Below are 12,459 nucleotides of genomic sequence, written 5' to 3'. Positions count from 1 at the left end.
AGAAACTGCACCCATACTGTAATACCGCCCTCAATCCAGATGGTGCGGATGGTTTCGGGCTGTGCTTGGATAATCTCGGCGATGATGCGGCGATCTCGTGAGGTGAGGAGGTTTTTGGTTGGGGCTACAGCTTCGGATTGGGTTTCGAGGTGGTTGTATAGTTCTGCTTGAGCTAGGGCTTGCTCGTCAACACAAGAGTCTGCAACTATTTGATTGACCTTGAAGCTTGAAGATGCTTGCTGTGTACAAACTATTTGAGTCATAATGAAATTCCTGCCTTTAAAAGGTTGGGTTTTTACAAAGGGCGATCGCGCAGTTTGCGAGACTTAGGGCGGTCGTCTTTTGTTTTGTTCCTAAATACATGCTAAACGATTGGTGACCATTTGTCAACCATTGGTTACCAATAGCTGAATATTATTATTGCCAGTGCTATGCTCATGTTTACCACCTTGGTAAACAGACGGAGTTGATAGACAATAAAAGTATGAATACAGAAGAAAAAGCAGATAAGCGTTTAGCTGTACGTGTTACACAAACTGTCAAAGATGCTTTTAATGAAAAAGCTAGGAAACTGGGAAAAAGTGAATCCCAGGCATTATTAGCATTGGTTTTGCAATTTATTGGCGGAGAGGTAGGAATAGAAAGTGATATTAACGCTCGTCTGCAAAGGCTTGAAGAAGAAATCAGAGAACTCAAGCAAGTTAGATCGGGGGAATTAATCGCCTCAGGGACGAGAATCGCCTCCTGAGGCAAAAATTAAAACAGATACAACAAGTAGCAAAGGAAGACCCGCCCCAACCAAACAGGTAAGGCGGGTTTGTCATTTAACACTTATACATGGTAACCCTATGGTAAACTGTGGTAACCTAAAAGAACAAAAATAAAGGAGGATGACTAGAAGACTTAAGTAAAAGGGTTACCACAGCATCAGGGTTTACCAAATACAGATGAACAATTGGAAACCCGAATATTTCAGCGACTAGAGAAGGTAATAGTTATAAGTTGAAAGCCCTACTGATAAGTTTCTCAGGCCATCAGTAGGGACAAAACATAACCAACGTTTAAGGCTATGAATTATTCAACAATATCAAATCTTTTTGTTCAATGCACTTTTTTCAATTGTACCGTTGACCTCTGTATTTATTTGTTATGCGGGGTGCTTTCAAACATCTCTTCTATGTATAAAAACAGGAGAGATGTATGCTGGCACTAGAAGCCGAACAAACATCAACGCTCGATTACCCTACCCTCAACACCAGCATCAAAGATACCTTCGCTGCCATCGACCGCTTTGAATGGCAGGCAATTGATGAGATCCTCCAAATGCGGGAGCAGCAGCTTTACCGTGAAGCTGGCTATAAAAGTTTTGAGGAATACTGCCAAGCTGAGTTATCCGCCTGGGGTGGCTACCGCAGAATCAACCAACTGCTGGGAGCCAAGAAAGTAATTGACGCAGCTGAAGAGTTGGGCGAACACATCAAAAACGAGCGTCAAGCCCGTTCGCTGCTACGGCTAGTCAAGGAACCAGACAAGCTTAAGTCTGCCGTTGCTCTAGCACTCTCTGAAAACCCATCTCCAAGTGTTTCAGACTTTGCCGCAGCTGCAAACAAGGTGGTTCCTCGTCTGCCACGCCAAAAAACTCAAGAACCACTGGTTCCTGAATTTGAGGAACCACTGGTTCAGCAATCTGCCACAGTCACGGTTAACTCACCAACTCATCCAAGACACGGGGAATCAGGAACCATCGAAGCTGACCCCCCGAACAACTGGCAGCAGATTGTCACCTTTGAGGATGGTAGCAGGGAACTAGTAAACAATGCCTATTTAGATGCCCCTAGTGTTTCATTCCCCACCGAAAGAACCTACCCCAAAGAATATGCTGATGCGCTCACTCAACTCAAACAGCAGCACCAGCAAGAACTCGAACGTTTAGAACAGGATTTGAGAATTGGCCTGTTTTCAGAAGCTACAGCACAAGCCCAACAACAGGTAACTGAACAAATTGAAGCCTTGCAACGCCTGTTTCAGCAGCAGAAGGAAGAGAACACCCAGTTACAGCAACGCCTGTTCGAGTTGGAGGGGCTAAGGCAGCTAGAACTTGAGAACCAGCGACTACAAAAACGTATTCAAGAATTGGAACGTGCTGTAGAAGAACGTCCGGCTCAAGAGTGGAACAATACTCTCACCAAACAGGCAACCAAAGTACTCAATAAGCAAGTCAAGAAAGCGTTAGACAAGACTATTGATCTGCGATCACTTGCAGTTGAGCCACCGAAGGAAAATGCTACTGAATGCTTACGGCTGATGGGTATAGCGTTAGGTAATCTGGCCAGTGCAATGAACAACACCCAAGCCCTCCAAGCAGCTGCAATCATCCTTGGCAGTGAACCAAACAAGAGTGCGATCGCCTACAGAATGGAACAATTACAGCTGATACCCCAAGCGGTGAGTGATATTCGGGCTGTGTTGTCTCAAAGAGGGTGTACATGGGTTGACTATTGTACTGTTGCTGCTGAATACGAGGCAATAAAAGGCGACTATCTAGCGGAATTGACCTCACAAGAGACAGAGTTAATTGCTGAACTCGAAAAAGCATCTTGTCAACCTACCACGATTGGCGTTGGTTCTATCGTTGCCCATGCTGACCCATACCGCACTTTGTATGTCGAGAGGGGCGAGGTGGTGAAAGACTTAGGAGATGAGGTGATAGTGGCTTGGGATCACTGGAAGGAACAATCAAAAAAGACTGACAGGTATTTCCGAGATGAATTGCGATTCTGGCAACCTCAATAGGCTTTCAGTGTACTGATAACTTTTTAGACAGACAAATATTAATACCAAGCCCCGCATCACAGTGGGGGAAATTTGCGTGCGTCAATATAAACAGGAGATTAAAAGATGACTGCAACTATTACAAGACCTAAGCCCAAAAAGTCTGCTGCTAACAAGAAGGAATCCCCATATAAAAGGCTTCATGTGATTATTCCGATTGAAGATATGTTATGGGCTTCGCAGCAAAAGCCATCAGTTACGCAATTGTGGCAGGAGTGCTGGACGGCTGACCCATACGGTTCCCGCTGGATGCCGCTAACTTCTGCTTTGGGGTACAGTACTTTTATCTGTGCAAAGAAAATTCTTTCCGACAGTGGTCTGTTTATTTTTAAGCCGGATAAATCGATTCAGGATGGACGGGAGACAGTGAAGTGGATGGTGCAGAATTTACACGGTAGCCGAATGAAGGAGTTCTGGGAGAAAGTCAATTCGGAAAATCAGCAACTAAATTCTGAAAAACGAGAACCCTCTGCTGAGATTTCAGAGAAAGATGCTGGCTCTGAAGAAATGGGTGCTTTGTATGAAGCATCTATTTTAGGTCAAAGTCAGCTAGAACAAGGCTTTCAGAAATCCTCACGAACTGCTCAGGAACATCTCACAAACTCATCAAATGAGTTTGTGAGATGTATCTCTGACACGCTAAATGAGATTTTGCAAGTTGAGGAGACGGCTCACGCGCCCTTGAGGGGCGCGTCGCCTCAGACTGTTGAAAGCGTGTCAGAGAAAGAGAAAGGCTTGCCTGTAGCAATGGACTGCACAACGCTGACGCTCGTCGATGCTGCACAGGGTGAATCTGCTTTGTTGTTTGAAAACCAGGACTGTGGTGTTGAGGCGGCAGTCTCTCATGAAGGTGCTTGTTCCGCCGCGCCCGTTGCCGTAAATGAATTTTCTTCCAAGGAAGTGATCGCTAATCAAACTCAGGGGCAGATAGAACAGGGAAATTCAGCTTCCTTATCAGGAGAAAATCAAGTCTCTGGTTTTGAAGCGAGAGACTGTCATGAAAGCACTGGTTCCGCCGCGTCCGTGTCAAATGCTGAAAAATGGTCACATGAGGCGATTGTTGCAAGGGCAAATATGCGACCGGAGCGTATGCAGAAACTCAAAGTTGCGGCGAATTCGGGACAGAATCCGGGGTTTGATTTCTTGCATGAGTGTTGGAATGACGATGCGGCTTTGCAGATTGTGATTAAGAAACTATTGGCAAAATTTCCGCAGTGGGGGATTGCGATTGTGGATGGTGTGTTGGTGAAGTGGGAGGAGTAGAGTGTGTTATGTCAACTTCAAGCCAGGCAAGTCAATTCAGATGCGCGGACAGTTTAAGGATAGAGTAAGCAGAGAATGAAAATTTAGCACTTTCAACCTATTAGATTTGGCTATTTATTATCCTAAACTGTTGCTACTTATGACATATAAACAGGAAATCATTGATTTTTACAATGCTAGGACAAATTATGATAATCAAGCCACTCTCAATCGCGCAATTGCACTTTTTGACTACGCAACTCCATATCCTGGGCAATGGGTTTTAGATGTTGCAACGGGAACGGGAAATATTGCGCTCAAAGCCGCTCAAAAAGTTGGCACAAGTGGTTATGTGATTGGAATTGATCTCGCAACAGAACTACTCAAGATTGCTCAACAGAAAATTCAAGCCGAAAACTTATCCAATGTTGGGCTAATTGAAGTTGATGCAGAAGCATATCAACCTGAAGCAGACAAGTTTGATGCGATCTATTGTTCTTACGCAATCGTGCTTTTCCCCAACATTCCTAAGATTCTCGAAAATTGGTATCGTTTTCTCAAGTTCGGCGGATTCATTGCATTTACCTGTTCGTCTGAAAATTCATATTTAGCATTGTCGATTGTAGAAGCTTGTGCAAAAAATGGAATTACACTGCCAAATCTACATGAACCATTGGGAACACCAGAGCGGATTCAACACCTATTAACTCAAGCTAAATTTAACCAAATTCAAATTCATCCTCGACAGATGGGGACTTATCTAAGCTTAGAAAAAGCACAAAGCAGATGGAATGGGCAATTCTGGCTACATATCGATAATCCGTTACGGCAATTAAAACCAGAAAAAATTAGCCTTCTTAAAGCTAGTTATGACGAGGAAATCGCTGCACTAGAAACTGAGCAGGGTGTATGGCATGAGGAACTAATTTACTACGTTGTTGCTCGTAAAATATAAGCATCTAAATAGGAAGGTAGTATCCAAAAATTAACTCAAAATGACATGATTTAACTGTGTTTAGCATAAGGCGAACGCTGTGCATAGTATAAGATTCGCGCCAGATCGCTGCTATAAATTCAGTATTGCGATTTCCTGTTTTTAATAGATTTGATGCATGATACTGTGATTTGTTTGTTCATCAATCGAGAAGAGTTTGGGCTTGCTATTTAATACCCAAATTTCCTTGTCTAGAGCATTACCCTGCAATGTAGTTAAGTTGATGACACCTCAACGACATTTTCCGCAAAGCTCTTATAAGCATCGCCCATTTGTTTAGCTATCGAGTCAGGAAAGACATGAAAATCCCCAGCTTTGAGAGCTTTTATTATTCCGTCTGCCACAAGTGTTGGTGGCTGTGCAACCTCACTCATTCCTGCCGCATCGCCCATATCCGTGGCAATTGGGCCAGGGTGAACACTTAGCACAAGCGTGCCCTGCTCACTCAATAGTTCTCGTAATGCCTGGGTGATTGAATAGGCCGCAGCTTTTGAGGCACAGTAGGTGGCAGAGTCGGGGAAACCCTTGAGCGAAGCAACAGAATTGATTTGGGCAAAGACACCACCTCCATTGGCTTTGAGTACCGGGGCAAACGCCTGAGCCATGTAGATCAATCCATATACATTGATCTTCATCTGAAATTCGAGAGCGGCGATCGCATTCTCAGCTAAGGGAGTTCCAGCTTGAAAAACTCCTGCATTATTGATAACTATTTGCACATCTGGGGCAGTTTGAGCAGCAGCAACAATAGATTGGGGATCACCTAAATCAACCTGAATTGGTACTATCCGTAAGCCGTATTGTTCAACCAATGAGGAGACACTGTTGAGCTGACGAACAGCCGCATAGACTTTGGTGGCTCCGTGTTCAATAAAGGACTCAACTATCGCCTTGCCGATGCCGCGATTTGCGCCTGTAACCAAAATGGTTTTGTCTTTGATGTCATAGTTCATTTGGAGTTCTCCTTATGGTTTTCCATGATCTGAAAAACCTTGGAAAATCGATCTAAGTTAGGGCAAAGAAATCTAGCTGCTCTCTTGAAAAAAGGCTGCGGCTTTCACCGCTTCTTCTAGGATGGTATCATCATCAATCATGTCAATCTAGCGACACCGATTTTTTAGCCGTCTTTGAAGTTTGTGCTTTTGGGCACCTCTTTCCAGGCATTTAAAGTTGTTGTTAGGGACTGAATATTAGCGCGTGTCCGTTGCAGTACCTCTAAAACTAGGGCGTGTTTTAAAAGTATAGCCAAAGAATGATAGAAGCCAGGGTCAAGGCAATTCGCAGTTTCAAATTCGCGACGGACGCTCCTACGTCGCTAACGCAGTTGAATTCAGAGGGGGCTTGAACCCACCACTGTCTTGAAAAGTTTCCTGCCCAGGGTTGCCCTCCCACAGAACTTTTCGCTCTACTTAAGTCCACTGATTCAGAGAATCAGAGGGGGCTTGAGACCCGTTAATTAACAATTCAACAATTAAGTGATTTCTTGTCTTTAATTGCGAATTGCGATCTTCGGAGCGGGGCGTTAGCCCATTGCGAATTGCGAACTGATAATAATAAATTAGAAAACTGCAATTGGACAAATTATAATGATTTTATTAAAGGTTTAAGTGGTGTAAATGTTTTCGATAACAATACTAAAAACCATATGTTAGAGCAAAACTGGAAACACTTCCAAAACAAATTGCTATTGCTAATGCAATGCAATCCTTTACCGATAATAGAGTGGAATACAGCCTTTGAAGTAACACAGTGGAATCCAGCAGCCGAAAAACTGTTTGGATTCAAAACAAGTGAAGTACTTGGTTCCCAGTTAATGGAACTAATTGTATTTCCAAATGAACGGATACAAGTTAGTAAAATGATGGAATTATCAATCCAACAAAAAGTAGAAACTAACAATGTAATTAAAAATCTAACCAAAGATGGAAAAGTAGTTATCTGTGAATGGCGCAGTATTCCTCTAGTTAACGATGAGGGTCAGATAATTAATATTATTTCAATAGTACAGGATGTGACTTTGGTAAAGTCTTTTCAAAGAACGCTGCGTGAAAACGAAAAGATTTATCAGCAAATTTTAGATGCAATAACTGATCATGTGTTGGTTAAAGGTGCCAAATCTCAGATTCTTTGGGCAAATAAGGTATTCTGTGATTATTATGGCATGAGCCTGGAAGAACTGAAAGATATAATTGATGCACCTTTTAATAACCCCGAATATACACTTCAATACCTCAAAGATGATGCTTACGTATTTGAAACCGGACAAACACTAGAAATCCCACAAGAACCAATAACTCGCTATGATGGTGAGGTACACTTGTTTCATACAATTAAGTCTGCGATTCGTAATGAACAAGATCAAGTTGTAATGACAGTTGGCGTTGCACGCGATATTAGTGAACGCCAAAAAGCAGAGAAAGAACAGGCAAAGTTGTTAGCAATTATAGAGGCAGCCCCGGACTTAATCAGTACAGCTGATATCAATGGGCAGGTTCTCTACTTTAATAAAGCTGCTCGCCGAATATTAGGACACACAGAAGAAGAAGCAATTGAGAACATAAATCTCACTAAGAATCATCCCAGTTGGGCAAATGATATCATTCTCAATCAAGGAATACCACAATCAGTACAATTCGGGAGCTGGGTGGGAGAAACTGCTTTTTTAACAGCAGATGGACGAGAAACTCCTCTTTCTCAAGTAATTATTGCTCATAAAGGAGTTGATGGACAGGTGGAGTATTTCTCAACGATTGCAAGGGATATCAGCGAACGTCATGCAGCTGAAGAAGCTCTACGGCAAAAAGCACAAGATCTCGAACAAGCCCTCAAACAACTTAAATGCGCTCAAGCTCATTTGATACAAAGCGAAAAAATGTCCTCTATCGGTCAATTAGTTGCCGGAGTTGCTCACGAAATCAACAATCCAACAAGCTTTATCTACTGTAATATTGAACCAGCCAACAAATACATTGATAGTTTAATTAAATTGGTTAAACTTTATCAAGAATATTATCCTAATCCTGTAAAAGTCATTCAAGAGCAGATAGAAGCCATTGACCTAGAATTTGTGATGATGGATTTGCCTAGCTTACTCTCGTCAATGAAAATGGGGGCAGAGCGAATTAAACAAATTGTTCTGTCGTTGCGAAATTTCTCACGCATGGATGAAGCCCAGTGCAAAGCTGTAGATATTCACTTAGGCATTGACAGCACTTTAGTCATTCTAGAACATCGTCTCAAAGCACAAGCGAATCGCCGAGCAATTGAAATCATCAAACAATACGGCAATCTTCCGTTAGTAGAATGCTATCCAGGAGAGCTTAATCAAGTTTTCATGAATATTATGGCTAATGCTTTAGATGCACTCGAACAACGAGATACAAAGCGGTCTATGAAACAGATGCAACAATTACCTAGCATTATTCGTATTTGCACTGAACTGTCCCAGGCAAAACAAGTGATAATTCGGTTTGCTGACAATGGGCCAGGAATACCAGAGGATATGCAAAAACGCTTGTTTGACCCGTTCTTCACTACTAAGCCAGTGGGTATTGGCACAGGATTAGGATTATCACTGAGCTATCAAATTGTAGTAGACAAGCATAAAGGAAAGCTGACTTGTCTATCAAGTCCAGGACAGGGTACCGAATTCGTAGTTGAGATTCCGATAAACTTAACTTCAGAAAAATGATTAAACAATAAGTTTGACATCCTCACCGGGCTAAAGCCACGGTGATTCCAATCTAATCAAACAGACTTAACTGTATGAATTCTTGGCGGGTTGACGCTTCACAGGATGCTGCTACCTTTACGGTAGTCTGACGCTTTCCTCCACATCCGTTTTGAGCCTCCGAATATCCTCCGGCGGCTTTAATGTTAGTCGCGGCGTTCTTGTCCCTGTCGTGTGTAGTTTCACAACTCAAGCAAGTCCATTCACGAATAGAGAGATCGAGTTTACCGCCTCTAAATCCGCAACATGAACAAGTCTGGCTTGTCGGTTCCCACCTGCTAATGACAGTGAAGGTACGCCCGTATTTTTCGGTTTTTCCTTCCAAAAATGTTCTGAACTGTCTCCATCCTAAATCGCTAATTGCTCTGGATAGTTTACAGTTTTTGAGCATTCCTGAAACGTTCAAATCTTCTAAGATAATCGCTTGATTCTCACGAATTAACCTAGTTGATAGCTTGTGCAAGAAGTCTGTTCTGGTATCCTTAAGTTTGGCTTGTAGTTTAGCTTTGCGCTTACGAGCTACTTCATACCTGTTCGATCCTCTCTTTTTGCGAGATAGATTTTTGCTAAGTCGGCGCAGCCTTCCAATACGCTTCTTCAATGGTTTCGGTGCGTCTACTTTCTCCCCAGTACTGAAGGTTGCAAAGGTGGTTATGCCCAAGTCAATGCCAACAGCATTGTCTAGTTGTGGTAGGAGCGATGGCTGAATCTCTACCACAAAGCTTACAAAGTACCGTCCTGCTGCATCTTTAAGAACAGTCACAGACGACGGCTCGGCAGGTAATGCCCTTGACCAAACAACTTCCACTTGCCAAAATTGGGCAAGGTAGATTGATGCCGGAGACACTTTGAAACCACCTTTGCGAAAACGAGCAGACTGAGCAGCCCGACGTTTTTTAAACTTGGGAGGTCGGACAGGCTTACCTTTGCGTTCTTTCTTGCATGACTTAAAGAAGTTCTGGTATGCCTGTTCTAAATCGTTCAAGGACTGCTGCAACGGGATGTTTGATACTTCAGACAACCACTCCCTTTCGACTGTTTTCTTGGCTTGAGTGATGAACAGCTTTTGTAAGTCTGCGCCGCTTGGTTTCTTGTTGCCATCAAGATATTCAGTCTTGCAGTGAGCAAGTGCATCGTTCCACACCACACGAACGCACCCAAACAACTTACTCAATAGTAGTTGCTGGGCGTTAGTTGGATAGATTCGGTAACGATAACGTGCTTTCATATTATGATTATATCCTAATTGGTCTACCACTATGAATAAAGAATATAGACGCGGTAAACACAGCGTTACATCACTCAAGTCTCATTTGGTCTTCGTTACTAAGTACCGCAAAAAGATATTTGATGCCCAGCGACTAGAAGTACTGATTCAATCATTCTTTGAAGTGGCAAAAAAGATGAATTTTAGCATCCTTGAAGTGAATGGGGAAGGCGATCACGTTCACTTACTGGTTGAATATCCACCAAGATATTCTGTATCCCAACTAGTGAATCACCTTAAGGGTGTATCTTCAAGGATGTACCGCAAGCAGTTCACAGATTCTCCCCATGCAGAACATCTTTGGAGTCCTTCGTATTTTGCTTGTTCTGTGGGAGGAGCGCCGATTGAGGTGTTGAAGGAGTATATTAAGAATCAAAGCCGCCCTCCGCTACGCTAAAGGGCGGGGCTTGAATCCCATTCTTTTGGTCACAGTAGAAGTTCAGCCAGGGTGATCGCTCTCTACCTGGCCAGGCTGAAATAGGACGTAGAGTTACCAGGGGCCCCAGATAGCAAAGGTTATTCCTGGACTCTGTATGTTGACAAACATCGTCTGTCCATCGAAAGAGAAGCAGACCCCGGCGAACTCTGATGTGTTGAGGGCATTCTTGGCAAACTTATAAAGACTGCCACTGGGAGTGATGCCCAAAATGTAATCCGTTCCATCCCCATCTTCACAGAGGAAGATGTCGCGGTTGGGGAAAACCACAATGTTGTCGGGATTGTCTAACACACCAGAATTGTTGGGTTCAATATAGAGTTCAACGGTATTATTAGCGGGTGAATAACGCCAGATCTGCCCATTTCCAGAACTACTTCCACTCTTGCAAGTGAAGTAGACATAACCATTACCATAAAAGATGCCTTCCCCACCTGAAAACGTGGCAGCACCTTTGTTATACCCTTCTGTTCTGACGGTATCAGAAGTTGGATCAGGATTGCTGATCCGTACCCATTCTACCGCCCTAGGCGTGTTTTTTGGGAAAACTGTAGCTGTGTTGATCCCAGACGACCCTGTAATCTTTAAGGCATATAACAAGCCGCCAGCACTCAGGTTGTTGCTTTGGTTAGGAACAAAGCGGTAGAACAGCCCATTCCCTCGGTCTTCCGTCATGTAGATATACCCTGTGTTGGGGTCTACAGCGGCCGCCTCGTGATTAAAACGCCCCATAGCGGTTAGTGGAACAGGGCTAACAAAAGTATTTGCGCTACTGGGAACTTCAAACACATAACCATGCTTCTTGTTGTTATTAGTTTCAAAAGTTTCCTCGCAGGTTAACCAAGACCCTGAAGGCGTAGGTCCGCCGGCACAATTACGAATGGTTCCCGCCAAAACTCCCTGATGTTCTACTAGGGTACGGGAAGAACTAACGACCAATTTAGTGCAACCGCCCTTCGCATTTGAGTTGTACTTATTGACGCTGGGAGCGCCCACACCGTTGCTAGAAGAGGGAGCGAGTTCGTGGTTACGAATTAAAATCGTATTGCCATTAGATCCTGCAAAAGCACCCATACCGTCGTGACCACCGGGTACGCGGTAACCATCATTCATTGTTTGACCTGTTTCGGACAGTCTGCGGTAAGTAAATCCAGCTGGTAAATCTAATACTCCGTTGGGGTCAGTCACTAAATTGCCGTAGGGACCCGCAGCCATCACGGGTTTAGCATAGAATGCTTGCAAAGGAGATAGAAGGACAGCACTTGTAGCCGATGCCCCTGCTAAGGTAAAAAACTGACGTCTCGATAAATTCAATGTATGCTCACTCCCTAAAGTTTTGAATGAGGCTTAATTTCTTGCAAATAGCCAGCCTCAATTATCTAGGAGGAGCAGGTTTTTTCAAATTAATAAGAGGTTAAAAAAAGATTATTCAAGGCATTAAGTTAACCTAGAAAACATACAAGTTTCTAATGATTTTGTGCATAAATAAAGTAATTAAAATTATGTTATGACCAAAAAGGAAGGCTGGGCCGCTCGAAGAGATTGCCCTCCGTAGCGATACTGTTGGCGAAACATTACTTAACATTTGAAGAGGAAGATATACGGTGTATTACATGGAAAGGAGGCATAAGTTTTACCATGTAATACATGAAAAAGCATAAAAGGGAGAAGGGGACGTAATTTATCAATAAACTAGAAGAAATACCTGTGGAGACGAGTATATGTGCTTACATCCCGAAGAAATTCCTCCAGTCCCAGAAGAAACGGCACGTATAGCTTTTGCAGCATTCCCTAAAGGTAATATCGGGACTCGTTAGTGCCATTGGGTCGAGAGACGAATGGCATGAAGATAAGGCAGGAGGCAGGAAGCAGAAGGAAAAGAAAATAAAAACTATGTAAGTCTTGCATTACAAAGATTTCATAACTCCAGCAAAGTTGCCTTCTGCATCTGCGAAATT

Annotated in this window: 9 protein-coding genes and 1 pseudogene; 6 read left to right on the top strand and 4 right to left on the bottom strand. The window is 43.2% G+C overall.

Annotated elements, in window-relative coordinates; genetic code table 11:
- Nucleotides 1-263 (bottom strand): annotated as a pseudogene (locus HCR01_RS35340) (hypothetical protein); the annotation flags it as partial.
- A gap of 221 nt (nucleotides 264-484) precedes the next feature.
- Here HCR01_RS35340 and HCR01_RS35335 point away from each other — a divergent pair.
- From HCR01_RS35335 to HCR01_RS35320, 4 genes are all read left to right on the top strand, one after another.
- Entirely contained in the window at nucleotides 485-748 is a 264-nt protein-coding gene (locus HCR01_RS35335; protein WP_193200578.1) for a hypothetical protein, read from the top strand.
- 452 nt (nucleotides 749-1,200) lie between these two features.
- The gene (locus HCR01_RS35330; protein ID WP_193200577.1) at nucleotides 1,201-2,793 is read left to right on the top strand and encodes a hypothetical protein; all 1,593 of its coding nucleotides are present in this window, start codon (nucleotides 1,201-1,203) and stop codon (nucleotides 2,791-2,793) included.
- Between the two features lie 105 nt (nucleotides 2,794-2,898).
- Nucleotides 2,899-4,095 (top strand): hypothetical protein, encoded by a 1,197-nt coding sequence (locus HCR01_RS35325; RefSeq protein WP_193200576.1) that lies wholly within the window; start codon nucleotides 2,899-2,901, stop codon nucleotides 4,093-4,095.
- A gap of 139 nt (nucleotides 4,096-4,234) precedes the next feature.
- A complete protein-coding gene (locus HCR01_RS35320; protein ID WP_193200575.1) occupies nucleotides 4,235-5,029 on the top strand; it encodes a class I SAM-dependent methyltransferase in 795 nt (264 codons plus the stop codon).
- 254 nt (nucleotides 5,030-5,283) lie between these two features.
- Here the strand turns inward: HCR01_RS35320 and HCR01_RS35315 are convergent, their stop codons facing one another.
- Nucleotides 5,284-6,021 carry an SDR family oxidoreductase gene (locus HCR01_RS35315; protein WP_193200574.1) on the bottom strand — a complete coding sequence of 246 codons (738 nt, stop codon included), beginning with the start codon at nucleotides 6,019-6,021 and terminating at the stop codon, nucleotides 5,284-5,286.
- 740 nt (nucleotides 6,022-6,761) lie between these two features.
- On the opposite strand from HCR01_RS35315, the gene HCR01_RS35310 reads away from it, so the two are divergent.
- Entirely contained in the window at nucleotides 6,762-8,759 is a 1,998-nt protein-coding gene (locus HCR01_RS35310) for a PAS domain-containing sensor histidine kinase (protein WP_264299985.1), read from the top strand.
- Nucleotides 8,760-8,811: 52 nt separating this feature from the next.
- On the opposite strand, the gene HCR01_RS35305 is transcribed toward HCR01_RS35310, so the two are convergent.
- On the bottom strand, nucleotides 8,812-10,026 hold the full coding sequence (locus HCR01_RS35305; protein ID WP_193200572.1) for an RNA-guided endonuclease InsQ/TnpB family protein: 1,215 nt from the start codon (nucleotides 10,024-10,026) through the stop codon (nucleotides 8,812-8,814).
- A 31-nt stretch (nucleotides 10,027-10,057) separates the two neighbouring features.
- Here HCR01_RS35305 and tnpA point away from each other — a divergent pair, with 31 nt between their 5' ends.
- Nucleotides 10,058-10,462: an IS200/IS605 family transposase gene (gene tnpA, locus HCR01_RS35300; protein ID WP_193200571.1), complete on the top strand. Its 405-nt coding sequence runs from the start codon at nucleotides 10,058-10,060 to the stop codon at nucleotides 10,460-10,462.
- Between the two features lie 93 nt (nucleotides 10,463-10,555).
- Here tnpA and HCR01_RS35295 read toward each other — a convergent pair whose 3' ends face one another.
- Nucleotides 10,556-11,815: an alkaline phosphatase PhoX gene (locus HCR01_RS35295; RefSeq protein ID WP_193200570.1), complete on the bottom strand. Its 1,260-nt coding sequence runs from the start codon at nucleotides 11,813-11,815 to the stop codon at nucleotides 10,556-10,558.
- Between the last annotated feature and the right edge of the window lie 644 nt (nucleotides 11,816-12,459).

The sequence above is a fragment of the Nostoc sp. MG11 genome (genome assembly GCF_014904695.1).
In the GTDB taxonomy this organism is placed as follows: Bacteria; Cyanobacteriota; Cyanobacteriia; order Cyanobacteriales; family Nostocaceae; genus Komarekiella.
The sequence above is the reverse complement of the archived record's forward strand: the minus strand, read 5'-3'. Positions and strand labels throughout refer to the sequence as shown.

Coding starts and splice junctions, on each gene's coding strand:
- HCR01_RS35335 (WP_193200578.1), top strand. CDS start 485: ATGAATACAGAAGAAAAAGCAGATAAGCGTTTAGCTGTACGTGTTACA.
- HCR01_RS35330 (WP_193200577.1), top strand. CDS start 1,201: ATGCTGGCACTAGAAGCCGAACAAACATCAACGCTCGATTACCCTACC.
- HCR01_RS35325 (WP_193200576.1), top strand. CDS start 2,899: ATGACTGCAACTATTACAAGACCTAAGCCCAAAAAGTCTGCTGCTAAC.
- HCR01_RS35320 (WP_193200575.1), top strand. CDS start 4,235: ATGACATATAAACAGGAAATCATTGATTTTTACAATGCTAGGACAAAT.
- HCR01_RS35315 (WP_193200574.1), bottom strand. CDS start 6,021: ATGAACTATGACATCAAAGACAAAACCATTTTGGTTACAGGCGCAAAT.
- HCR01_RS35310 (WP_264299985.1), top strand. CDS start 6,762: ATGCAATGCAATCCTTTACCGATAATAGAGTGGAATACAGCCTTTGAA.
- HCR01_RS35305 (WP_193200572.1), bottom strand. CDS start 10,026: ATGAAAGCACGTTATCGTTACCGAATCTATCCAACTAACGCCCAGCAA.
- tnpA (WP_193200571.1), top strand. CDS start 10,058: ATGAATAAAGAATATAGACGCGGTAAACACAGCGTTACATCACTCAAG.